This window comes from Pedobacter hiemivivus (assembly GCF_004331685.1).
In the GTDB taxonomy this organism is placed as follows: Bacteria; Bacteroidota; Bacteroidia; order Sphingobacteriales; family Sphingobacteriaceae; genus Pedobacter; species Pedobacter hiemivivus.
The window spans coordinates 287387-311284 of record NZ_SJSM01000005.1 but is presented as its reverse complement, the minus strand read 5'-3'; the positions used below and the strand labels follow the sequence as shown (position 1 = coordinate 311284).

Sequence of the window (23898 nt, the reverse complement as noted above, 5' to 3'; positions counted from 1 at the left end):
AATATTTTAAGGATACAACAAATACTTTTTGCGCATCTTTTTATACTGACTTAGCCCCGGTTCCCAGCTGGCTCTGATTTCTTGCTCCGATTTTCCTGCAATAATTTGCTTCCTGAAATCAGCAACGCCAATGAGTCGCTCAATCGTTCCCATTTCTTTGCTCAACTTAGAGTTAAAAAAGTCTGCTTTGTTTGGTGAGGCCTTATACAATTCGATCATCCAACCTAAGTTGATTTGCTTTGTTTTTCTGAAGTTATTGGTGTCATAATTTCTAAGGTCTAAACCATAACAAACCTGGTTCATAAACAGCGGGCTTTCAGACATACCTTTAAGACTTACGGGCGTAAAAGAAAATTCGTATTTACCTTTTAATGCTGGTGCACCTACAATGGTAAATGGGAACTGTGTGCCCCGACCATAGTTCAAATACGTTCCTTCGAATAAGCAAGTCGTTGGATACAGTAAAATAGACTGTGGCGTATTTAAGTTTGGTGAAGGATTAACGGGAAGTTCATATGGTGTATCATGGGTGTAATTGGCCACTTTAATGATTTTAATTTTGCATTTCAGCTTATTGTCCAACCAGTTCTCACCATTCAACATTTGAGCATATTCACCAACAGTTAGTCCGTGTACTGCTGGGATTGGTTTTAATCCTATGCCCGACTTAAATTGTGGATCTAGTATTGGTCCGTCAATGTAAAAACCATTGGGATTTGGTCTATCTAAGATCAGAACCTCCTTCTTGTTGGCGGCACAGGCCTCCATTACATGTTGCAAAGTATTGATATAGGTATAAAAACGTACGCCTACATCTTGGATGTCAAATACCATCACATCCACATCTGCCAGTTCTGCGTTGGTAGGTGTAGAATGTTTTCCATATAGTGAAATGGCCTTTATCCCTGTTTTAGTGTCAATTTCATCATCAACGTGTGTTCCGTTGCTGGCGTTTCCTCTAAAACCGTGCTCAGGTCCAAATATTTTAACAATGTTTACACCGAGTTTCAGTAAACTGTCAACAGTTGTTTCCTTACCAATTATAGAGGTTGGATTAACCACCATACCTACACGTTTGCCTTTTAAATAAGGTACGTAAAGCTCTGTTTGTTCCGCACCGGTAAGTAGCTTTCCATTTTTAGGCTTATCAACATCTTCCGCCTTTACCTTGTAAGGATTAGGGACGGCCGGATTAAAAGCTACGGTAGTTGATGGACTGCAAGCTTGAAGCAGAAAAGAACATAAGACTGCGTTGAGGAGGAGTTTTAAGGATCGTGTCATTTAATAACCTTTTTCGTTGTGTATAAAGATAAAGGTAATAAAAAATGATTAATCAGTTTTTACCACCACTGCTTCCTTTCTTATTGCTACCTAGATCTGGTGCATTGTGTACGGATAGGATTGATTCGATGGTTTCTCTGTTTGTTTCATAATCGCTAGCAATTTTTTGCCAGTGAGCTAAATCAATTTGTAGTTTTTTAATTTGATTTTGGATGGATTTTACTTTGCTTTCTATCTTTTTTTCAATAGTTGACTTTGCCATAATCGTTATGTTTTAGATATAAACCTTAAACATGGTCAGATTGTTTGGAAGAAGCCCTCTAGATTCTATAATCTAATTTTTTATTAAAATCTTAATTTAAAAAAATGCACTTTTACACCACAATAGCAGGTGAAAAGATTGAATACAGAATATTTCATAGCAGGGCGTATAGCCATAAAATCAGAGCGTACTTTTTCTAAGTTGATTGTTCGTATCGCTATAGCAGGAGTCATGCTAAGTCTGGCGGTGATGATGCTTTCTGTCGCCATTATAAAGGGGTTTAAAACAGAAATACAGGAGAAGGTAAGAGGCTATATTGGAGATGTAAGGATCTTTAAATACAGTTTAAATAATTCGTTTGAACTTTTGCCTTTTGTGCCCCAAAAGAAAACGATAGATCAGCTAAATAACAATCCTGATGTAGAATTTTACCAGCCTTATGCTACAAAACCAGCAATTATTTCGGCCAATGATGAGGTTGAAGGGATCAATTTTAAAGGGATAGATAAGACTTTTAATTGGGATTATATTCGCAAGCATTTGGTTAGTGGTAAGGTGATTGATTTTGCAGATAGCGCTAAAGCGACAAGGCAAATCATGATTTCTCAATTTACGGCCAACAGATTAAGACTTAAAGTTGGCGACGACTTTATCATGTACTTTGTACAGAATCCACCGCGTAAGCGCCCCTTTAAAATCGTAGGTATTTATGACATCGGTGTTGAAGAAATTGATAAGGGTTTTGTAATCGGCGATCTAAACATCATCAGAAGGTTGAATAACTGGAAGCCTAATGAGATTGGTGGTATTGAAATCAGAATTAAAGACTTCTCTAAATTAAAATTAGTATCCGATCATATTTACGAGAACATGGAGCTGAATCTAAAATCAGAGTCTGTTTCCGAGTATTTTCCGGCAATTTTCACCTGGCTGTCCTTACTGGATGTCAATACCAAAGTGTTGTTGGTATTGATGATGGTCGTAGGGGTGATCAATATGATTACCGCTTTATTGATCATGATCCTTGAGCGAACCAATATGATCGGCATATTGAAAGCTTTCGGCATGACGGACTACAGCGTAATGAAAATATTTATGTACAATGCCCTTTACCTCGTAGGTTTTGGGCTATTGCTTGGCAATATATTGGGATTGGGCTTAGGGTTTTTACAGCAATACACACACATTTATAAACTAGACCAGACTTCATATTATTTATCGTACGTCCCAATAGAGATTCATTTCGTTGATGTTTTGATCTTAAACCTGGCCACATTTGTGATTTGCCTCGTGGTATTGATATTACCTTCCATGTTGGTTAGCCGAATTAGTCCACTAAAAGCGATTAGGTTTAAGTAAAAATTTACTTGGCGTTCTTTACATATTTGTTAAGCCAGGTGTTCATTTCCCAAAGCATATGAAGCAAGTTTTCTTTACCGCTATAACTATGTGATTCATAAGGTAAAAATATAAAACGACTGGTGCCACCAAAGCCTTTAATGGCATTAAATAGACGTTCACTATTGATCGGGAAGGTTCCCGGATTGTTATCCGAATCACCATGTATCAATAGTAATGGTGTTTTAATTTTGTTGGCGTAACTAAACGGACTCATCTCATAATACAGTTGTGGAGCCTCCCAATAGGTGCGTTCCTCGTTTTGGAAACCAAATGGAGTTAATGTTCTGTTGTAGGCACCACTACGTGCAATGCCAGCTTTAAACAAGTTGGTATGCGCAAGTAAGTTGGCGGTCATAAAAGCTCCATAGCTGTGGCCACCAACGGCCATACGATTTCTATCGCCAACCTTCGCGTCAACCAGTTTGTTAATTGCTGCTTCCGCATTTAGTTTTAGTTGCTCAATAAAAGTATCATTTGGCTTTTTCCCTTCTACTGATACAATTGGCATCTCTGCATTGTCTAGTACGGCATAGCCCTGTGTAACCCAATAAATAGGAGAAGCCCAGCTAATGGTAGTGAAACGATCCTTAGAGCCTCTGATTTGTGCAGCATCGGCGGCAGAGTTAAATTCGCGTGGATAAGCCCAGACCAGTACGGGGAGGGGCCCATCTTTGCTTTTGTCATAACCCTTAGGCAGATATAAGTTGCCAGTTAAGTCAATGCCATCAGCCCGTTTGTAGGTGATTTTTTCTTTACTAACACCATCCAGTTGCGGATAGGGGTTGGTAAAGTTGGTGATCTGGCGGTTGGCTATGCGGAGTATTAAATTTTTGATGAAATAATTAGGAACCTCTTTTTGCGATTCTTTTCTGGTTAATAAAACAAGCTTGTTTGCATCCGATACATCAACGACAACTTCGTAAGTTCCTTCTGCGCTACGCCAAATGAGCTCATTCTTTTTTGTGCCCAGATCAAACTTAGCGAGAAAGGGTAAGTCTCCCTTGGGCGAAGAACCAACGGTATTGTTCATCAATAGCTGAGTTCCGTTGTTGAGGAGTTGAATAACTTGTCGGCCATATTTATTTTTAGTAGTAACAGGTTCTCCAGGATCATTATAAGCATCGGTTTCGTTGCGCTCGTACAAAGTCTCTAAGCTGCCAGTTGTGGTATTGTAGCGGCTTACCTTAAGTTTTTGCTTACTTCGTAGTCCTTCTTGTACCATTGCCAGGGAAGCATCACCCCAGGCAGTTCCTTGATAGCGCATTTGGGTTTTGAAAAGTTCTTTTGCTTCCCCATTAAAAGGGGCCGTTAAGGCATAAACGGCATCATGAAAGTCTACTTGTTTTTTGATTAATCCGCTATCCAAAGGCTGTGCCCAGATGATGGTGGCAGGTTCGTCATCGCGCCAGTCATAGCCTCGAGGCAGGTTTTGTACATTGTCATAGCCGGAAGGTCGGCCCTCGCTTGAAGGTAGTTCTGCAAGTGTTTTAACCAGTTTTCCACTTAAATCTGTTATACTTAGGGTAGAGGGGAAGCCATTTGCAGAAACGAGGTAAGAGAAAGGTTTTTTTATCGTTCTGATCAGCAAATAATTTTTATCAGGAGAGCTGCTTACGCTCGAATAAATTGCAGGTTTAGCAATAGGTGTTTCTACACCATTTTTATTTTTTACCAACTGAGCGGTAGCGAAGAACTCAAACAATTGCTCGTCGTATGGTGATTTAATTAAATCCTGATAGGTTGCACTTGGGGCGGCTTTGCCTAAGTTTTGTTGTACCGTAGGGCCTTTAGGCATTAAAGGTTTTTTAGGCGCTGCACTGGCAGGCCTTGTAGCCACTTTGTACAATAAGGTGCTTGGATTTAGCCAGGTTACACCTGTGCCAAGTACCATATTAAGGAATTGCGTATTGATTTTTGTCGCTTTTTTGGTTGCAATATCAATGAGGTAAAGATTTACCCCTTTTTGAGTGGTATTGGTGAAAGCTATTTTTTTCTCATCAGGGCTCCAGCTTATATTTCCGGCAAATAATGGAGTTGGAAGGCCTGTAATGGTAAAATTTTTATCAGTCTTAATGTCTTTAAGTGTAAGGCTGTTGATATAGGTTTGTCTACTTAGCGAGTAATTGTCAGGGTTGATTCGTAATCCTGCAATGCGGTATTCAGGCATGGCCAGTTCCTCTACCGATGGATAAGAATTACGACCACTTAACAACATCCATTCTGCCTTACTATCAATGCTAACTGCAGGTGTTGGTTTGGCTAGTAGCAGGTCGGCCATCTCTTTTGGAGGTATTTGATAATCTACGGCATCTTGCGCGTAAAGGTTAATGGAGCCAGCTAGTAGAAATAGATGAAGTATAAGTCTTTTCATAATCGATATTTAACTTTACAAAGTATAAACTTAAGATTCTTTCAGTTAAGATTACCATTTGTGTTCAGCGAAATTGACAAACCTTTCGACTGCCTTGGATAGGGCTGAGGATTGTATTTTATTTAAAGTATGGAATGGGAATGTCTCCACAACAAGGGATTTCCCTTTTAAGGTTCGCTGCCATGTGCCTTCAATTATACCATCTATAATGATCATCCTGTTAAACACTGGATTGTTTCTTTTAAAGTCGGGAGTTATTTTAATCGGGTTAAATATAGCGCTGCGGTCTATATAGCCCATGCCATATTCATCATAATCGGGCATGAGGAAGCTTTTGGATAAGCTTGTTACAGCTCGGTTGAAAATACCGGAAGGATTTTCGAAAGGTAAAATATATGTTTTGCCCTCAAAGGTTTCCTCAAAAAAAGCCGAACTGCTCATTGATGCTGCTCCTTTTTTTGCTTCGGTGAGTGTTAAACCCGACCATACTGAAAAGTCTTTGATTGTCGCCGGCCCTCGACTACTAAAGTATTTATGCGCCAATAGGGCCAATGCTTCCTCACGTGGCATCGGTTTAGCCGCAGGTACGCGTTCATCAAATAGGGCATAGGTAAACTGTTTGCCTTGTCTCGCACCACTGCAAACTATACAGTCAAGTTCTGCCTGCATCATTACATGCCCTATTTGACGTCCATTCAAAGGAATGTCCGAGCGCAGTAGCTCCGCAGCAATCGCCGCTCGCGTAAGGTGTTTGCCACCTTCAAGCGCTTTGGTTATTAGATTATTACATTTGTTAAACAGATTTCTCTCAAGTCCCAATTCGCGGTTATAGAAAGCCATAACTGCTTCAACCCTGGGCGCAGTGAGTCCAATTAGCCACCTGATATCTGTCGGAGTTACAAAATGCCAGGTTGGCCGTAACAAATGTGTTCTTAAAATTAAACCCTCATTAAAAGCTTTTTCAACATCTTGTTCTGTTACTCCTTTTAAGCGTAGGGCAATTGCCCATTTCGACATTGCATATTCCTGAGCTTGCATGGCCACCATCCAGCTCACAATTTCCTGAGGGGTTTTAAATACAGTTTCCGAGATCTGTTGGTTAACAAGTCTATGATTCAGTAACGCTGCTTTTGTCATCCTGCAAATTAAATAAACTAACTTACAGATCAAAAGAGCCTAAAGCAATCCCCGATTAGAATGCAATTCCTAAACTGAATCCACCTCTTAAACCAATCAGCGGACCTTTTACTTTTGCTGTTACACCTGAATTGGTGACTGTTGCATTTACGTATTGTTTATCCCGTATGGTCGTCGTACTCTCGATATCCTCTCTTAAATTCGTTTTGTCCTGTTGCGACATTGTACTTAAATCAACAGGTCCATCAGCATCGCCTTTTATGGTTCCATAATGGCCACCAACATAAATGTCAAGTGATATGGTCCTGGAAATGATGAATTGACTTCCCAGTAGAATACCGCCCGCATAGCCTTTTAAGTTCGATTTTAAAGGAACGTTATAGGTTCTGGTGTTGGCCTGGAATTCATAATCATAATTAATCTTGGTATTCACGTACCGACCATATAGGGCGAGATAAAAACCTCTTGCTCCGGAGAATTGGCCACCATAAAAGCGAAACTCAGCAGTATAGGCTGTATTTGAAACCCTGATTCTGTCCAGATCATCTTTTATCCTGTCATCATCATCAAATATTTTGTCGGATACTCTTTCTGTAATTGGAAGGTCCGACAGTGTATTTTCTGACATCTTATTGTATCCAAATACAAAACTGACTTTTCGGCCTAGTAAATGCTCGTAACTAAAGTTGTAACTTTTTAACATGGTTAACGCAGCGAGGTTGATCTTTATCAGATTTTTTCGATAAGGCCTAGGATCCTTTTCCACTCTAGGAGTGTCAATTGTTGTATTTGTGCTATCTGTATTTATGCTGTCTGTTTCAGACTGTGCTTTTGCTCCGGTTGCAGATAGTGCTAACAGGAGTAACGTCCCCCAGAGTATTGAAATCCCAGGAGCCCTTAAGGTTAAGAAATGTTTCATGGTGCGAAAAATTTAGTTAAATTTAAGCTTAGTTAACTTCTTAGTATATAGCAATTTGTTGTCATTTTTCATTGGAGTATAATTTTGTTTTTCAATGGTAATGAAGCCGACATGAGTTTATAAAACTATTTTGCTTTCTGAGTGTATAGTAGTATACATCGTCCCTTAGATTTAGTCATTCAATAAAATAAAAATGTGCTATGAAAACGAAAAGTAGGCCAACATGGTTTGGCTATTTGGAGAACTTAAGGCAGCGTGTTCATGAGTCCAGCCAATTTAGCCTAACTGCATTTGATGATTTCATCAAAGCCAATGGTTTCGCTTACTCATTTTTTAGATACAATGTCCCATTTATTTACTTGCTGGATTATCGGACGGGGATGTATATCAACATGTCTGATAATTTTGCCGGTTACAGTTCCGAATGTTTTTTAAAAGATGGGATTAATCATACGCTTCAGATTTATGATCCTGATCATTTAAATGTTTTTGATAAAGAGATTTTTCCGGATCGACTGGACATTTTAAAAAAAATCAAACCGGAAGAACATAAGAACTATGTTTTCTCTTATACACAGCGGATGAAAAACAGGGAAGGTATTTATGAAGATTTTCTTCAGCGTAATTGTTTTTTATCAGATAAGGAAGGGAATCCGATCTTTAGTATGGGGATGATCATGAACATCAATCATTTTGGTAACCACAATTCTATCGTACAAACGGTTGATAAAGTTGATGGTATTGGAATAGGTGAGCATGAGTCCATCTACAAAAAGGTGTATTACCTAAACGAGGAAGATAAGCTGTTTTCTAAGCGTGAAAAGGAAGTGCTGTTGTGGATGGCAGAGGGGTTGAGTAGTAAAATGATTGCCGATAAGTTGTTTATTAGCGAGCATACGATCAATAATCACCGCAGACATATGCATGATAAAACGCATACAGCAAATGCCATTGCTTTGGTCAGTTTTGCAATTAAAAATGGGGTAATATAAAAAGATGATCTGCACAGTCAGCCATCGCATTACTGTGCAGATCAATTAGTTGATTTATTTTGCTTGCGGGTAGGTATAAGTAATCATCCATTGGGTTCCGAATTTATCCTGGACAATGCCGAAATAGTCTCCCCAAAACATTTTTTCCATTGGCATCTCTACTTTTCCACCGGGAGATAGCTCCTTAAAAATGCGGTCTGCTTCGGCTTCACTCTCTACACCAAGAGATAGGTAGAAGTTGTTTCCCAATATTATTTTTTGTCCCATTGATTCCAATGTGTCTGTTGCCATAAGAATGTTGCCGTTAGGAAATTTTAGTGAAATGTGACAGATTTTGTCTTTTTCATTTTCGGGTGTTTTATCATCGGGCATATCCCTGAAACGCATGATCATTGTGATCTCGCCACCAATTATAGTTTTATACAAATTAAAAGCTTCTTCGGTTGTCCCCGGAAAGTTCAAATAAGGATTAAGCGTGGTCATAATTTTGAATTTTAAGTGTAAGTTTTATGTTATTTGATAGGTTGTACTGTTAATAACAAACGTTTTTATTGTCTGCTCTTACAATTCAAAATTAACCCGAATGGTCTGAAATGGATGGGTGGTAATACGCCAATGTTAGGGGTGGTCTGCGGCATAATTGTGATCAGCATTTCTAACGTAAGTAGATTGATTGACATCTTTTACAGATAGAAAGGTGTAGTACATGGTAAAATCCGTAAATTTGCGAATTGATTAATTAATAAAGATACTGTGTCGTTAGATAAATTAAAACTAAGCAAGTCGCTTATAGCCGCAATGAATGATGCGGGATACATCTCTGCAAAAGAAATTCAGGCAAAAACAATGTCACGGATTATTGGTGGGCAGGATATAATTGCTATTGGTCCCGAAGGCTGTGGTAAAACTACCACTTATGTGCTTGGTGTTTTAATGAGGCTAAAATACAGTAGGGATGAAGCTCCTAAAGTATTGATTCTGGTTCCAGATGGAGAACGTGTAGAGGCTTTAATTGCAGAGTTTATGCTGTTAAGTAAAAACAGAGACTTGCGGATTATTGGCTTATACGGTACAGGTGGTATGGATGAGGATATTCAGGTTCTTTTAGATGGAATTGATATTGTTGTAGCTACACCAACAAGGGCACGTGCTATTTACCTTAAGCTAGGTTTAAACTTAAATAGACTCCAAACTTTTATTGTTGATGATGCAGAAGTGATTGTAAAGCAAGGGATGCAATTGCCTGTGGCCGAGCTGGCCAGAAGTGCCGGTAAAGTACAACATTTGATATTTACTACTGTAATACATGATAAACTGAGCCTGATGATTGATCAGTTTATGAATTTTCCGACCACAATTGAAGTGGAAGATTTGGGTGATAGTGAAGTGGAAACGCATGAGCTTTTACTGTATCAGGTACCTAATGCTAAGACAAAGATTAACCTGTTGAATCTTTTACTAAGGGACGATGAGGTATTTGATAAGGTTGTTGTGTTTGTAAATACTCGTTTAACTGCTCAAAAGTTGGCTAAAAACTTGCATTCGGCGACACCTGGTGCTGTTACTGTATTAAACCCTTTGTTTTTTGATGAGGATGGTTTTGATCATATAGCGGATTTTAAGGATACTCCTGAAGCGAGAGTTTTAATTGTCGCGAATGAAGGTACGTCGGATCTTGATCTTTCGGGTATCAATTTTATGTTCCATTTTGAGATTCCTGAAGAAAAGGAAACTTTCTTAAGAAGGGTGGTTAAAGGGGATGCGAACGAACTGGTTGCAATTACTTTTGCGACTGACCTTGAACTTGCTGAAGTAAGAAAGATTGAACAATCTATGGGTAAAAAAATCGATGTGATGGATTTGCCTGAAGATTTGGTGATTGATAAAGCTGCCAAAGCAGCCTCGATTAAAACCAAAAAAGTAGTTGTTGAAGGACCTATTGGTGGTGGAGCTTTCCATGAGAAAAAGGAAAGTAATTCAAAAACCCATAACTACGGGATAGGGCAAAAGGCTAAAATGACGATGAAGAAGAAGCACGGCTAAGTGCTTCTTAAAAAGATTTCCTATCTATCATCAGAAAAGGATTCTCTATACGGCTTGGTTTGTTTTTAATGATCATATCGGCCATTGACTTTCCCATCTGTTCAAAATCTGTGGTAATAGTCGTAATGCCATCGGCGATAATGCTTTTGAGTGGTGTTTCGTTGTAAGAAAGAATGCCGATATCAGTGCCGAGTTTCCACTTGTTCTTCCTTGTGACACGCATCATTTTTACCAGGTCAATGTCGTCCATAATAATACAGCAGTCAAACTGCTGCGGTTCATAATCGCTGGTATTCCTGATCACCTCTGCCGGGAAATCTGTTTTTTTGAATACCGATGTAAAACCATTTACTACACCTTCAGTTTTAATGTTGTCAGGAAACAATAAAATGATCCTTTTGTATTTTTTAAGCTGCTCAAAATGTGCTTTAAGTATTCCCGAAATATCCTTTTCATAATTCTGGCAAACGCAGGGGTAGTCGTTGCCAAATTCATTTAAGCCCGAATCAAGGATGAAAAGCTTTTTAGCATCCAGCTGTTTTAAAATACCATTTGTTTTTTTGTTGATCTCCGGCATAATTACAAAAGTGTTGTAATAGGCTGCATGATTTCGGATCAGTGTGTCAAAAACACTGATATTATGGTGGTGAAAGTAAAGGTCTACCGTTGCCTGATTTTTGATCTGGTCTATAAAGGCATTGTATAATACTTCCCGATAGGGATTGAATGTACTGAGTAACAAAAAAATGTTTTTCTTGACTTGGACATTGGTGCTGGTTACAAAATAGCCTTTTCCGGGTGTAGAATCAATAATTCCGGCAGTCTTTAATTCGTTATACGCCTTAAATATAGAGCCCCGTGCCAGTGAATGTGCTGCGGCAATTGAATTTACAGAAGGTAATATGTCGCCATTTTTTAATGTGCCATTGGATATAGCCTCATGAACAGAAGCAACGATCTGTTTATACAATGGCAGTGATAACGCATTGTCAATTTTTATGATCCCAGCATCATTATAGCTCATCTTTCTTGGTCATGTTTAGTCTTCGCAAAAATAGGTCATAATTCTATTAAAATATAGCAATTAAGTTTTTAGGTGGCGCTGTTTAAATTCCGCCGGACTTACTCCTGTATACTTTTTAAATACGGTCGCGAAGTATTGAGAAGAAGAGAAATTGAGCTTAAAAGCAATGGAGGTTACCGATTCAGCATCTGGTAATTGCAATAGTTTTTTCCCTTCCTCAACCCTGGTACGTAAAATATAATCTACCGGGGGCATTCCAAACTCCTTTTTAAACCAGCTTTTAAAATGGGAATCCGACATGCAGAGTTCTTTGGCCAGCAGCTCAATAGGCAGACTTTGGTAAATATTGGTATGGATATAGTTTCTGATTTCCGAGATTCTGTCGGACTGCTCCCTGGCTACATTTTTCTGCGAATATTCAATTACCGTTAATAAAAAATTGCTGATCAGGTTTAAGGTCTGCAATTTATGTAGCGGTTGTTGTACAGGTTCTTCGTGCAGGATAAAGAGCTGGTCCAGCATCTTCTTCATACTATCAGTTCCCTTGAAGTGCCTTTGTCCGATCGACATTAGTTCTTTTATAAATACAGCTGATTCTTCATCATCATAATGTAGGAAACGTTCATTTTTGGGAATCTGAACGATCAGCCAGTATAAAGCTCCCTTTTCTTCAGGGTGCCGGGCTGTTCCATGAGGTTCATTGGGGAAGGTAATAAATACATCGCCACCCCTGATTTGGTACTCTTTGCCATTCACCTCGTATACCTGCATACCTTTATCACAATAACAGATCTCCATCATGCCATCATGCGAATGGGTTTCCAGTTCGCCATGTACATGCTTGTAGGAATACCGGCCTAACCTGATCTTCTCATCGAGATTAAACTTTTTAAAATTTATAATGCTCCTTTCTGTGGTGGAGCGGGTATCAAAATCTGACATGTATAAAATTGTATGTTCCTACTAAATTGAAAGTTTTGCTATTGCTCAAAAGTTAAATTTGATAAAATAATTCAGCAAATCAAATATTGAATCATTCAGCCAAACGCTTGTGATGATTTATAGACATTGCTTGTAGGATTATAAAACCAAATATGTGCGTATGAACAAGAAGTATTTATCTGCTGAACAGATCGCTTTTTTTAATGCTAACGGATACTTGACCGTTGAAGATATTATTACTCCCGATGAGATTGAACACTATAAGGACATTTATAACGATTTCCTGTCTAAGAAGATAGATGTAGGCGCTAACCGCTCGGATCTTGGTGATGGATTAGGAAAAAGTAAAACCAGGGAGAGTATTACCCAGATCATGTGGCCAAGTGATTTTGTGAAGGAGCTGATAGATATGCCATTTCATCAGCGGGCACTGGCCATTAGCAGAGAACTGATCGGCGATGATGCTGAGATGGATTTTGACATGCTGATCAATAAAGCCCCGAATACCAATACCATTACGCCTTGGCACCAGGACGAAGCTTACTGGCTAAATGTGCCCGATAAGCGTGCCGCAAGTTGTTGGCTGGCCCTGGATGAAGCAACGGTGGATAATGGTTGTATGTGGTTTGTGCCGGGCTCTAATTTAAAAGAGGTAAGACCACATCGTTTTGCCGGAAAAGAAGGTGGTGCACTAACTTGTAATGCAACAGAAAATGAAGGCGTATATATTGAGCTTAAACCGGGTTCCTGTACTTTCCACCAGGGCCGTACCCTGCATTACAGCAGAGGTAATTCAACCCATACCGAGCGGAGGGCTTTTATCTTAAATTTCAGACCGGCCGAAATGATAAAATATGAAAGGGAGCGGGGTTTTGACCATGGAAGAAACAATGCGGGCGACAGAAAATTGAAGAATGACGATTTCAAAGATTAACATCTTTAAATGTTAAAATAAAGGTTTGGAACTGAAATATATGTTGTTTATATTTATGTACCAGTATGTACTAGTTTACATTTTTTATAACATGTTTTACTATGGAATATAAAGACTTATCCAAATTTCATACCCAGGTTTCAGGTTTATTTAAGTGGCCTGAAAGCAGGGAGGAATGGGAACAGTATAAGCTTAATGAGGAGCAGATGGAGTGTTACAGGGAGCACGGATATGTAAGTGGTATTAAATTTTTGGATGAGGCACAGATCTTAATACTACGGGATGAGCTCGATGCGATTATTGATCCGCAACATCCGGGAAGTGCTTTGTTCCATCAGTTTTATTCCAATGAGTCTTCAGATCCTAATGCGGTACTATTTCACGCATTAGGGGCATGGCGGGTTACACCTGGTTTTCATGATGTACTGTGGAACCCTGCTTTTGTAATGGCCGCAAGTCAGCTGCTTGGGAATAAGGCTGTGCGTTTCTGGCATGATCAGTTGTTTTATAAACCCGCACAGCATGGTGGTGTAGTCGCCTGGCACCAGGATTATTCGTATTGGACACGTACGATACCTATGCATCATTTAACCTGTTGGGTTGGCTTGGATGATGCTACTATAGAGAACGGTTGTTTGTATTATGTGCCCGATAGTCATCGCTGGGGGCTGCTGGATAAGCCTGAGCTTGCCGGAGAAATGGACGGCCTGCTGGCCCAGCTTAACGAACAGCAAATGGCGGAATTTAAGCCTGTGCCTATAGAGCTGAAAAAGGGTTATGGTACTTTTCATCATCCCCTGTTGGTTCATGGTTCTTATGAGAACAAGTCGCTGAACAGAAGACGGGCTTATGTATTGAATGTTTTCGCAGATGGAACCTTGTCTGATACCGATAAGGAACTGATGCCAGGAGCTATACCAATTCCTAAAGGAACAAAGATGGGAGGCCAGTTTCACCCTTTATTGTTTGATGAACCACTAAAACTACGCTTATGAGGATACTTTACTTTTGTACAACATGGGGACAAAAAATGAATAGCTGGGATGAATTTTTTAGCGGGATCATTTCGCATGGTTACCAGGGCGTAGAAACAGATCTGCCTGCTGAAGGAGAAAAGAATGAGTTTATGGAGGGGCTGGAAAAATACGGATTGAAGTTTATAGCCCAGCATTGGGAAACAACAGCTATAAACCTGAAGTCGCATCAGCAGGAGTATGAGGAAAGGCTGCATAAGCTGGCCGCATTAAAACCACTGTTCATCAATTCGCATACGGGCAGGGACTTTTTTAGCTGGGAACAGAATTGCAGCCTATTGGATAGCGCCCAAAAAATAGAAAAAGAAACGGGAGTCCGGATTGTACATGAAACCCACCGCGGCAGGTTTGCTTATGCCGCACATGTAACCGCTCCATTCCTTAATCAACGGCCGGAATTGCAGCTTACCCTTGATGTTTCGCACTGGTGTGCTGTAGCAGAGAGCCTGTTGCAGGATCAGCCTGAGGTAGTTAACCTGGCTATCAAGCATACCGCACATATCCATGCAAGGGTAGGCTTCGCACAGGGACCACAGGTAGCAGATCCATCGCTTCCCGAATATGCGGAAGCATTGGCTTTTCATTTGAACTGCTGGGATAAAGTGGTCGAAAATTATAAAGGGGACATATTGACCATCACACCGGAGTTTGGCCCTATTCCTTACATGCCACACCATCTGCCACAGGAGAGGCAATGGCAAAACAACCTGTATATAATGAACCTTTTAAAAAACAGATATCAGCTAAACCAATCATGATAAAAGAAACTAAGATCGGAAATTACAGGTGGTTCATTTGCTTTATGCTATTTGCTGCGACAACTATCAATTACCTGGACAGACAGATTCTCGGTCTGCTGAAACCAAGTCTGGAAAAAACATTTAGCTGGACAGAGACTGATTACAGTCATATCGTAATGGCTTTTACAGCGACTTACGCTTTAGGTCAGCTGTTTTATGGAAAACTAATAGATAAAATAGGCACAAAACTGGGCTATACCATTTCTATCACCGTATGGAGCATTGCAGCCATGCTGCATGCAGCCGTAAGAACAACCTTTGGCTTTGGCGCCATGCGTGCCTTACTGGGAATGGGAGAATCCGGTAATTATCCCGCAGGTGTTAAAACTGTTGCCGAATGGTTTCCTAAAAAAGAAAGGGCGCTTGCCGTAGGTATTTTTGATTCCGGATCTAACATCGGTGCATGTGTGGCACCAATCCTGGTGCCCTGGATCCTGTCGGTATACGGCTGGCAAATGGCATTTATTGTAACCGGGGCTCTGGGCTTTGTCTGGCTGGCCGCCTGGATCTCTTTTTATGAGATCCCTGTTAAGCAAAAGAAATTGAAACCGGCAGAACTCGCTTATATCAATAGTGATGAGGATGCACTTCTGGAAGATAACGATACCAGTACGGTTACCTGGAAAAAGCTGTTGAGCCTTAAACAAACCTGGGCATTTATTGCCGGTAAGTTTTTTACTGATCCGATCTGGTACTTTTTCCTGTTCTGGTTGCCTTCTTATTTCGCCACTTATTTTCACCTCGACCTTAAAAAGCCAAGTCTGCCGCTCGTGATCGTTTATACCGGTACCATGATCGGCAGTATCGGAGGGGGCTACCTTTCTTCCTGGCTCATTAAAAAAGGATGGCCGGTATACAAAGCCCGTAAAGCGGCATTAATGGTTGCCGCCATCTGTGTGATCCCGGTAATGGCAACCCGTTATACGACCAATATGTGGTTTGTAATTGCCCTCATTAGTCTGTCGGTAGCCGCAAACCAGGCCTGGAGTGCCAATATCTTTACTATTGTTTCAGACATGTTCCCTAAAAAGGCGGTGAGCTCTGTAGTCGGTTTAGGCGGCATGGCCGGTGCCATAGGTGGTGTGCTCTTTCCCATGTTTATTGGTTTTATCCTCGATTTTTACAAAAGCACAGGAAATATTGTCGCAGGCTATAACGTCATTTTCCTAGTCTGTGGCTGTTCATTTCTGGTCGCATGGCTGGTCATACACCTGCTTGCTCCTAAAATGGAAAAGGTTAAACTTTAACAAAAATGAGAATTTAACATAGCTTCTATATAAAAATGAGTTTTATCAGAACAACCGAAATGCCATCAGTCTACCGTCATCTTGAAAAGATGTCGATAGAAGAACTGCTGAACCACATTAACGATGAAGATGCCTCCATTGCAGCTGTGATACGTGGATTGGTGCCCCGCATTGCAGGACTGGTTGATGCGGCTGCATTACACATGGAACAAGGAGGTCGGCTGTTTTACATCGGCGCAGGTACCAGTGGCAGGTTAGGTGTACTGGATGCCAGCGAATGCCCGCCTACTTACGGGGTGCCAGACGATGTGGTGATCGGTATTATGGCCGGTGGCGATGAAGCCTTGCGTTTTGGTATTGAGGATGCGGAAGATAGTCATGAACAAGGCTGGTTGGATCTGGAAAAATACAACATTAGCAATCAGGATATCCTGATCGGCATAGCCGCCAGCGGTACTACACCCTATGTTTTGGGGGCTTTGAAAAAAGCACAGGAGCATGGTATCCTTACTGCTTGTATCGTATGCAATGCCGATTCACCAATAGCTGAATATGCAGATTTTCCAATTGAAGCGGTGGTAGGTCCGGAGTTTGTTACCGGCAGTACCCGTATGAAAAGCGGGACGGCCCAAAAATTGATTTTAAACATGATCTCTACTACAGTTATGATCAGGCTGGGGAAAGTGCAAGACAACCGTATGGTGAATATGCAGATCAGCAATGAAAAGCTGGTAGAGCGTGGGGTGAAAATGCTGATGGAGAAAACCGGAATAACAGACTATGCGCAGGCTAAGGCAAGCCTGTTAAAATATGGGAATGTGAAGAATGCAATGGAAAAATTAAAAATGTAAATTATGGATGCAATAGTAAACATGGCTAAGCCGGCAACAAATGGTACTTACGTCAAACAGGTAATGACCATCGGTTTTTTCTTTTTCATCTTCGGCTTTGTAACCTGGGTAAATGGAACACTGATCCCTTATCTGCGTATTGCCTGCGAGCTACAGGAATGGCAGGCCTATCTGGTTACCTTCGCCTTTTATATCTCGTATACCTTTATGGCGCTGCCATCCAGTCGCATATTGCAGCTTACAGGAATCATCAAAGGCATGCAGGTGGGCTTGCTCATTATGGCTGCAGGCTGTCTGTTGTTTGTTCCCGCGGCCATGATGCGCTATTATCCACTGTTCCTACTGGGTTTGTTTGTGGTAGGCGCAGGCACTACATTATTGCAAACTGCAGTAAATCCGTACATCACCAAGCTGGGCGATCCAGCCAGGGCCGCACAGCGGATCAGCATTATGGGGATTTGTAATAAATTCGCAGGTATCCTTGCGCCAATGATCCTGGGTGCTATTATCCTTAAAAATTCTGATGGTCTGCTGGCCGAATTGGAAAGCCTGGCTCCAATTGCAAAGACCGCACGCCTGGACGAATTGGCCCGGGATGTAATTATGCCCTATATTGTGTTAACCATTATACTCTGCATCATTGCCTTTGGTATAAAGTATGCGCATCTTCCTGAAATTACACCTTCGGAAGAAGAACAGGCATTGAATGAAAAACAAAAACTGGCCAATACCGGTAAAAGCCATAATACTGCATTTGCGCTAGGTTTTACAGCCATATTTGTAACCGTAGCGGTAGAAGTAATTGCCGGTGATACCATCAGTAATTACGGTATTTATCATGGGGTAAGGCTTGATGTCGCTAAAAGCCTCACCTCTTATACGTTGGCATCTATGCTTACGGGGTATATTCTGGGTGCTTTATTTATCCCTAAACTCATCACCCAGGAAAAGGCGTTTTTGTATTCTTCCCTGCTGGGTATACTGCTTACACTGCTTGCGGTATTCGTACCGGGCCAGACCTCAATCGTATTTATCGCATTACTAGGCTTTGCCAATGCGATGCTTTGGCCGGCAATCTGGCCACTCGCTTTACATGGATTAAGTGGAGCCTTATTAAACCGCGGATCAGCCATATTGATTATGGGTATTGCAGGTGGTGCCATCCTGCCATTGGTTTACAGTTGGCTTTCACATATTTCCAACAACCAGCTCGCTTACCTGCTATTGGTTCCATGCTACCTTTTTAATGTGTATTACCAAATCTCCAGGACTAAAAAACAAACTTATCATGCTTAGCTCAATCTTACATATGCGTAATTTCTTATTTGTGATACTCACAGGTACTTCTATTCTTGTACAGGCAGCCGATGTGGAGGTAACCACCTATGGCGCCAAAGGCGATGGGAGTACCGTAAACACTGTAGCTATTCAAAAAAGTATCGATGCCTGCGCGGGATCGGGTGGGGGGAAAGTGATCTTCTCTGCAGGTAATTTCATGACGGCAACCATAGTCATGAAAAGCAATGTAACCCTTTACCTTGCTAATGGTTGCACACTGATCGGCGTTAAAGGTGCCTCAAATTACCCATATCAGCAGGCAGAAATCCCTTTTTATGGAGAAAACTGGGCAAAGCAGGCACTAATCTATGCCAATAAAGCCGAAAATATAGGTATTGAAGGATCAGGAACAATAGATGGTCAGGGGGCGAGCTTCGAGATCAATACGATCAAAAAACCAGATCGTTATATGAACAGGCCGTACCTGATCTGGTTTGTAGGCTGTAAAAAAGTGAGCGTTAAGGAGGTTCATCTGCGTAATTCTGCATTCTGGATGCAGCATTACCTGGGTTGTGAAGACCTAGTCATAGATGGTATTTCTATCTGGAACCATTCGAATAAAAATAACGACATGATTGATATTGACGGCTGTAAAAATGTACTGATCACCAATGTTAAGGGAGATTCCGATGATGATGGCCTGACCCTGAAAAGTACCTCTAAACTCATTTCAGAGAATATTGTCATCAGTAATTGTGTATTCAGTAGTCATTGTAACGGGTTGAAATTCGGTACAGAATCTACCGGTGGTTTCAGGAATGTGACCGTCAGCAATATTGTGATCAAACCATCTGCGCAGCTGACCACCATTTATGGTAAGCCGGCCGGCAATAGCGGTATTTCACTGGAAATGGTAGATGGTGGGATTATGGAAAATATTACCATCAGCAATGTGGTAATTGATGGCCCTCAGGTGCCTTTGTTTATCCGACTGGGCAACAGGGCAAGGAAACATACCGATAACGCTCCGGCGCCAGGTATTGGCATCGCCAGGAATATCCACATTTCAAATGTGACGGCTACAGGTGCAGACATTACTGGCAGTTCGGTAATAGGACTCGAAAATGCTATTATTGAAAATGTCTCTCTAAGTAATATTACCCTATCTGGTTCAGGTGGTGCTAAAGCTGATGCGATGTTCAGGAAGCTGGAAAACCTGGCTGATCATTATCCTGAAGCCACTATGTTTGGCCCGCTGCCCGCATATGGCTTATTTATCAAACATGTGAAAGGTATCAGGTTAAACAACATCAGTTGCTCCTTTACGGAGACTGATGAGCGCCCTGCTATCGCACTGGAAAATACAAGCGATTTTGAAATTAAAGGCTTAACAATGAACAGCAGCGCAAATACCAATGCACTGATTTATCTGAAGAATACAACAAGGGGGTTCATCACCGCAAATTCAGTGTACAATCCAGCAAAGCATTTCATCTGGAAGGAAGGTAGGGTAACCGATGTAGCGGTAAGCAATAACAATCATCCGAAAATTAAATCAACCAGTAATCAAATCATAAAAAAATGATCTGCAAAATAAACATACTCATTTTGCTCTTATTGCTGAACATAAAACTGTTTGCGGCAGAGGTTCCGGTTGTGCCTTATCCTCAACAGGTAGAGCAGGGTGTTGCTACCATGAAATTGGGTAAAAGCATAGCTGTTAAAGCGATTGGGATAGATCTGCCTATGTTGAAACGCCTGGCTGACGTCGCTAAATACAGCACCGATACAAGAACTGGTGTCGTCTTGAAGCTAAGCTTAAGCGGGAACAAAATGGTTGATGCATTGATAAAAGCGTATACTATACAGTTAAAGGTTGACTGGAAAACACAGATCGGAAAAGAAGGCTATGTGCTGGTTCTGAACAAAAAGGAACAGCTGCTGGTGGCGAACACAGAAACAGGCCTGTTTTACGGATTGCAGACTTTAAGGCAATTAACTGATGCCGGCTGGAATAAAGAGTTGGTTATTACTGACTGGCCGTCCCTGCCTAACAGGATCATGTTTGACGACATTAGCCGTGGCCCCATTTCAAAGGTCGCCTATATCAAACGGCAGATTGAAAGGATGGCCGCTTTAAAGGTGAATGGCTTGTCGTTTTATATTGAGCATGTGATCCAGACTAATGCATATCCCGATTTTGCCCCTGCGGATGGAAAACTGACTATTGCCGATGTCAAAGCGCTTGATGCTTATGCTGCGAAATACCATATGCAGCTGGTGGGTAGCTTCCAGTCATTCGGACATTTCAATAACATCTTGTCCCTGCCCCAATACCAGTCGATGGGCGAAACTTCTACTATGATCTCACCGCTCGATCCTAAGGCAAAACACTTTCTGGAAAGCGTGATTACTGAAATGTGTGGTGCTTTCAGCTCTCCTTATTTCAATGTCAACTGTGATGAGACTTTTGACCTGGGGAAGGGAAAATCTAAAAAATATACCGATAGTGTCGGTATCGCTAAATTCTATGCCGACCATCTTAAGTTCCTGTATGATGTGGTTAAAAGGAACGGCAAGAAACTGATGATGTGGGGCGACATCGCATTACAGCATGAGGAAATTCTGGACATGCTGCCAAAAGATATTATTTATATGACCTGGGAGTATGGTGATCCGAAATCGTACAGCAAATGGATAGACCCTTTTGTAAAACGTAACCTGCAGTTTATGGTTTGTCCGGGTATTTTAAACACCAACAGGCTCTTCCCTGATCTGGCCATCGCCAAAGCAAATATCAACGGATTTATCAATGAAGGCTATGAAAAAGGTACTATTGGTGCATGTACGACCATTTGGGACGAAGGTGGTGACCAGCTGTTTTCGGAAGATTGGTATGGTGTTTATATGGCGGCAGAGAAAAGCTGGAATACAAAAGCTGTTTTCAACGATGGGTTTGATAAACGCTATGAAAAAACAGCTTATGGCACCGAAAATGGCGCCTATGTGAAAGCGATTGATAAGTTGATGGAATTGAGAGACCTGCCCCTGACTTACAATATGACTCACGAAATCTGGTGGCAGCAAATTTTGCCCCTAGATGGCGAGACCCTGATCCTGAACAATAAAGACGTACCAGAAGGTTTACGATTGGTGAATGAAGCCGCAGCGTTGCTGCAATTTGCAAAGCCTGCAAAAAATCTTTCCGACCTCGCTACATTAAAATACACTGTAGACCGTTACAACCTGCTTTTTGAGACCAGGACACAGATTGCGGCAATAGCAAAGTGGTACCAGAAAAATGAGGGGAAACAGGCCATAGGTTTAAACGAACAGATAGCCCTGCTGCAATCCTTAAAAAACCGTTATGTGGCTATGGAAGCTGATTTTCAAAACAAATGGAACCAGGAAAACCAGCCTTATACACTGGACTATGCACTGAAACCTTATCGAACACGTATTGCTGCTTTAAATAGACTTGAAGATAGACTAAAAACGATAAACAATGCTGCGGGAAATGCCAAATTGCCTGAGGCTGCAACTATAGGATTAAGTGTGCTGGAAAGCGATCGCTACTATTTCAATTACTGGTTGCTCAGTGGCCCTTTTAAAAACAACACATTTCCTGAATTTCTTTATTCTGAAGACCAACAGGCCAATCATCCACCCAAACCCGGAGATTTTGCGCAGTACAACGGTAAGCAATCCCGCTGGATGAAATACAATACCGACAATGGTGGCATCATCGATAAATTTAAAAATCCTGGGGCCGATACTTATGTCTATGCTTTTTGTACGATCACTACTGAAACCGCTAAACCACTATCAGCATGGATTGGAAACAACTCGGCAGTGCAGCTATTCTGTAACGGTAGTCAGGTTGCCGAAGGTGCTGTAGCCCCTGCAGGCAATATCGCCCTGCCAAAAGAGAAATCCTATGACCTGCCTTTAAAAGCAGGTACCAATTATATCGTGTTAAAGGTAAAAAGTAATGCCACAAATGCAGCTTTCACCTTTCGCTTAGACACCAATGAGCCACTAACCAACCATAAACATAAATATACTATCAATGCTAACCAAGAGAGCCATGAAGCAGATTAAGATCCTGACCAGTTTAATCCTGGTCGCCCTTATTAGCGCCTCAATTCCTGCCTTTTCCCAGGTAAAAAAGGAAGAGATTGTAACCGCAATTGATCAGACGGCCAATTGTATTGTCAATGTGATCCTGGATGAGCAGGGTAAATCACGTTGTGATTACAACCTGACGGAAGGTAAATGGTATCCTTATGAGGTGCCATGGCATACTGGCCAGGCTATCAATGCCCTGCTGGCAGGCTATAAGATCAGGGGTAATGAAAGTTGGTTAAATGCTGCTAAGAAAGCCGGGAACTACTGGGTTGGCCTGCAGATCAAAGACCATCCCAAATTGAAAGGCATGCTTGGTGCTACACATGGTGATTTTATAGGTGATGATGTCATTGTTTTTGCCACCATATCCGATGGTACACCAGGTATTTATGAGCTGAGCAGGGTAACCAAAGACAAAAAATATGCGAAGACGGCTACAGAGGCAGCTGAATGGATGATGAAAAATATGTACAATGCCGAGAAAGGGGTGTGTTATGACAATGTAGACTTGAAAACTGGTGCGGTACAGAAAGAATTCAGTCCCTTCTGGAAGGATAAAAAGGTTGGTGAACAAACATTATTCGATGTTTCCCGCCCAAATACCGAGGGCTCCTTGTTTAAAGATGCTTATGAGTTTTCGGGCAATACAGCTTTTAAAGATGCCTTCATCAATTTATGTAACAGTCTGTTGAAGTTACAAGATGAAAACGGAATATGGTCTGACTTTATGCCTAATTTCAAGGACGTACACTCTTTCCACCCCAGGTTTAATCTCTGGTATGCCGAATCGCTGATTGAAGCCTTTAAACTAACCAAAGATAGAAAGTACCTGGAGGCTGCGGCGAGAACAGCACGCACGCATGCCAAAGCCCAGCAAAAAGATGGCACCATGTATTACGACAATTATACAAATGGCAAAGCACCAGACAAAGGATCTGTAACGGGATCAGAAGTTGCCCTTTCGGGCATCGTATGGATGGAACTTTCCAAATTAGGCTATAAGGAATTTGATGCCAATATCGAGAAGTCTGCCTATTGGCTGGTGCACAATCGTTTTGCTGAAGACCACCCCGATAAAAACCTGAGAGGGCAGGTCATAGAGACCAGAATCCGCTCCAAGGGCAAGGTCTGGTTGGTCAACCGCGACATCGGTACCAGCTTCGCACTCCGCTTTTTAAGCGATTACTACAAATTTAAATCATTTCAGAACTAACCGAATATATTAACCAAACAACCAAATGCAAACTCTAAAAA

At 41.3% G+C, this 23898-nt stretch carries 20 protein-coding genes; 12 read left to right on the top strand and 8 right to left on the bottom strand.

All coding sequences use genetic code 11. The features are described from left to right. Positions 1-6 precede the first annotated feature (6 nt). Both EZ444_RS11775 and EZ444_RS11770 read right to left on the bottom strand, forming a co-directional pair. Positions 7-1281, bottom strand: coding sequence for an exo-beta-N-acetylmuramidase NamZ family protein (locus EZ444_RS11775; protein WP_131609006.1), 1275 nt, complete (start codon positions 1279-1281; stop codon positions 7-9). 52 nt (positions 1282-1333) lie between these two features. Next, entirely contained in the window at positions 1334-1543 is a 210-nt protein-coding gene (locus EZ444_RS11770) for a hypothetical protein (RefSeq protein WP_131609004.1), read from the bottom strand. Positions 1544-1681: 138 nt separating this feature from the next. Between EZ444_RS11770 and EZ444_RS11765 the strand changes: the two genes are divergently transcribed. Next, the gene (locus tag EZ444_RS11765) at positions 1682-2902 is read left to right on the top strand and encodes an ABC transporter permease (protein WP_131609139.1); all 1221 of its coding nucleotides are present in this window, start codon (positions 1682-1684) and stop codon (positions 2900-2902) included. Between the two features lie 4 nt (positions 2903-2906). On the opposite strand, the gene EZ444_RS11760 is transcribed toward EZ444_RS11765, so the two are convergent. Genes EZ444_RS11760 through EZ444_RS11750 form a run of 3 tightly spaced genes read right to left on the bottom strand, consistent with a single transcriptional unit; the run spans position 2907 to position 7371 of the window. After that, positions 2907-5315 (bottom strand): alpha/beta hydrolase family protein, encoded by a 2409-nt coding sequence (locus EZ444_RS11760; RefSeq protein ID WP_165503597.1) that lies wholly within the window; start codon positions 5313-5315, stop codon positions 2907-2909. Between the two features lie 51 nt (positions 5316-5366). Then, on the bottom strand, positions 5367-6452 hold the full coding sequence (locus EZ444_RS11755; protein WP_131609000.1) for a winged helix DNA-binding domain-containing protein: 1086 nt from the start codon (positions 6450-6452) through the stop codon (positions 5367-5369). A 55-nt stretch (positions 6453-6507) separates the two neighbouring features. After that, on the bottom strand, positions 6508-7371 hold the full coding sequence (locus EZ444_RS11750; RefSeq protein ID WP_131608998.1) for a DUF3575 domain-containing protein: 864 nt from the start codon (positions 7369-7371) through the stop codon (positions 6508-6510). Positions 7372-7571: 200 nt separating this feature from the next. Between EZ444_RS11750 and EZ444_RS11745 the strand changes: the two genes are divergently transcribed. Continuing rightward, a complete protein-coding gene (locus EZ444_RS11745; RefSeq protein WP_131608996.1) occupies positions 7572-8363 on the top strand; it encodes a response regulator transcription factor in 792 nt (263 codons plus the stop codon). Between the two features lie 54 nt (positions 8364-8417). Here EZ444_RS11745 and EZ444_RS11740 read toward each other — a convergent pair whose 3' ends face one another. Further along, a complete protein-coding gene (locus EZ444_RS11740; protein WP_131608994.1) occupies positions 8418-8846 on the bottom strand; it encodes a VOC family protein in 429 nt (142 codons plus the stop codon). Positions 8847-9116: 270 nt separating this feature from the next. Between EZ444_RS11740 and EZ444_RS11735 the strand changes: the two genes are divergently transcribed. Further along, positions 9117-10406: a DEAD/DEAH box helicase gene (locus EZ444_RS11735; protein WP_131608992.1), complete on the top strand. Its 1290-nt coding sequence runs from the start codon at positions 9117-9119 to the stop codon at positions 10404-10406. Between the two features lie 7 nt (positions 10407-10413). Here the strand turns inward: EZ444_RS11735 and EZ444_RS11730 are convergent, their stop codons facing one another. Both EZ444_RS11730 and EZ444_RS11725 read right to left on the bottom strand, forming a co-directional pair. Continuing rightward, positions 10414-11430 carry a GntR family transcriptional regulator gene (locus EZ444_RS11730; protein WP_131608990.1) on the bottom strand — a complete coding sequence of 339 codons (1017 nt, stop codon included), beginning with the start codon at positions 11428-11430 and terminating at the stop codon, positions 10414-10416. A 60-nt stretch (positions 11431-11490) separates the two neighbouring features. Next, positions 11491-12372 (bottom strand): helix-turn-helix transcriptional regulator, encoded by an 882-nt coding sequence (locus EZ444_RS11725; RefSeq protein ID WP_131608988.1) that lies wholly within the window; start codon positions 12370-12372, stop codon positions 11491-11493. Positions 12373-12532: 160 nt separating this feature from the next. Between EZ444_RS11725 and EZ444_RS11720 the strand changes: the two genes are divergently transcribed. The 9 genes from EZ444_RS11720 to EZ444_RS11680 all read left to right on the top strand — a co-directional run bounded on the left by EZ444_RS11720 (position 12533) and on the right by EZ444_RS11680 (position 23857). Beyond that, positions 12533-13306, top strand: coding sequence for a phytanoyl-CoA dioxygenase family protein (locus EZ444_RS11720; protein ID WP_131608986.1), 774 nt, complete (start codon positions 12533-12535; stop codon positions 13304-13306). 101 nt (positions 13307-13407) lie between these two features. Beyond that, positions 13408-14301, top strand: coding sequence for a phytanoyl-CoA dioxygenase family protein (locus tag EZ444_RS11715; RefSeq protein WP_131608984.1), 894 nt, complete (start codon positions 13408-13410; stop codon positions 14299-14301). Then, the gene (locus EZ444_RS11710) at positions 14298-15098 is read left to right on the top strand and encodes a sugar phosphate isomerase/epimerase family protein (protein WP_225874703.1); all 801 of its coding nucleotides are present in this window, start codon (positions 14298-14300) and stop codon (positions 15096-15098) included. The genes EZ444_RS11715 and EZ444_RS11710 overlap by 4 nt, the downstream gene beginning before the upstream one ends. After that, positions 15095-16387, top strand: a complete 1293-nt coding sequence (locus EZ444_RS11705) for an MFS transporter (protein ID WP_131608982.1) — start codon at positions 15095-15097, stop codon at positions 16385-16387. The genes EZ444_RS11710 and EZ444_RS11705 overlap by 4 nt, the downstream gene beginning before the upstream one ends. Before the next feature lie 35 nt (positions 16388-16422). Then, positions 16423-17238: an N-acetylmuramic acid 6-phosphate etherase gene (murQ, locus tag EZ444_RS11700; RefSeq protein ID WP_131608980.1), complete on the top strand. Its 816-nt coding sequence runs from the start codon at positions 16423-16425 to the stop codon at positions 17236-17238. 3 nt (positions 17239-17241) lie between these two features. Further along, complete coding sequence (locus EZ444_RS11695) at positions 17242-18534, top strand: sugar MFS transporter (RefSeq protein ID WP_131608978.1); 1293 nt, start codon at positions 17242-17244, stop codon at positions 18532-18534. Continuing rightward, on the top strand, positions 18527-20101 hold the full coding sequence (locus EZ444_RS11690; protein WP_131608976.1) for a glycoside hydrolase family 28 protein: 1575 nt from the start codon (positions 18527-18529) through the stop codon (positions 20099-20101). Before EZ444_RS11695 ends, EZ444_RS11690 begins: the two co-directional genes overlap by 8 nt. After that, entirely contained in the window at positions 20098-22617 is a 2520-nt protein-coding gene (locus EZ444_RS11685) for a glycoside hydrolase family 20 zincin-like fold domain-containing protein (RefSeq protein WP_131608974.1), read from the top strand. The genes EZ444_RS11690 and EZ444_RS11685 overlap by 4 nt, the downstream gene beginning before the upstream one ends. Then, positions 22604-23857: a pectate lyase gene (locus EZ444_RS11680; RefSeq protein ID WP_131609135.1), complete on the top strand. Its 1254-nt coding sequence runs from the start codon at positions 22604-22606 to the stop codon at positions 23855-23857. The genes EZ444_RS11685 and EZ444_RS11680 overlap by 14 nt, the downstream gene beginning before the upstream one ends. The last annotated feature ends 41 nt before the right edge of the window (positions 23858-23898 follow it).

Coding starts and splice junctions, on each gene's coding strand:
- EZ444_RS11775 (WP_131609006.1), bottom strand. CDS start 1,281: ATGACACGATCCTTAAAACTCCTCCTCAACGCAGTCTTATGTTCTTTT.
- EZ444_RS11770 (WP_131609004.1), bottom strand. CDS start 1,543: ATGGCAAAGTCAACTATTGAAAAAAAGATAGAAAGCAAAGTAAAATCC.
- EZ444_RS11760 (WP_165503597.1), bottom strand. CDS start 5,315: ATGAAAAGACTTATACTTCATCTATTTCTACTAGCTGGCTCCATTAAC.
- EZ444_RS11755 (WP_131609000.1), bottom strand. CDS start 6,452: ATGACAAAAGCAGCGTTACTGAATCATAGACTTGTTAACCAACAGATC.
- EZ444_RS11750 (WP_131608998.1), bottom strand. CDS start 7,371: ATGAAACATTTCTTAACCTTAAGGGCTCCTGGGATTTCAATACTCTGG.
- EZ444_RS11745 (WP_131608996.1), top strand. CDS start 7,572: ATGAAAACGAAAAGTAGGCCAACATGGTTTGGCTATTTGGAGAACTTA.
- EZ444_RS11740 (WP_131608994.1), bottom strand. CDS start 8,846: ATGACCACGCTTAATCCTTATTTGAACTTTCCGGGGACAACCGAAGAA.
- EZ444_RS11730 (WP_131608990.1), bottom strand. CDS start 11,430: ATGAGCTATAATGATGCTGGGATCATAAAAATTGACAATGCGTTATCA.
- EZ444_RS11725 (WP_131608988.1), bottom strand. CDS start 12,372: ATGTCAGATTTTGATACCCGCTCCACCACAGAAAGGAGCATTATAAAT.
- EZ444_RS11720 (WP_131608986.1), top strand. CDS start 12,533: ATGAACAAGAAGTATTTATCTGCTGAACAGATCGCTTTTTTTAATGCT.
- EZ444_RS11715 (WP_131608984.1), top strand. CDS start 13,408: ATGGAATATAAAGACTTATCCAAATTTCATACCCAGGTTTCAGGTTTA.
- EZ444_RS11710 (WP_225874703.1), top strand. CDS start 14,298: ATGAGGATACTTTACTTTTGTACAACATGGGGACAAAAAATGAATAGC.
- EZ444_RS11705 (WP_131608982.1), top strand. CDS start 15,095: ATGATAAAAGAAACTAAGATCGGAAATTACAGGTGGTTCATTTGCTTT.
- murQ (WP_131608980.1), top strand. CDS start 16,423: ATGAGTTTTATCAGAACAACCGAAATGCCATCAGTCTACCGTCATCTT.
- EZ444_RS11695 (WP_131608978.1), top strand. CDS start 17,242: ATGGATGCAATAGTAAACATGGCTAAGCCGGCAACAAATGGTACTTAC.
- EZ444_RS11690 (WP_131608976.1), top strand. CDS start 18,527: ATGCTTAGCTCAATCTTACATATGCGTAATTTCTTATTTGTGATACTC.
- EZ444_RS11685 (WP_131608974.1), top strand. CDS start 20,098: ATGATCTGCAAAATAAACATACTCATTTTGCTCTTATTGCTGAACATA.
- EZ444_RS11680 (WP_131609135.1), top strand. CDS start 22,604: ATGAAGCAGATTAAGATCCTGACCAGTTTAATCCTGGTCGCCCTTATT.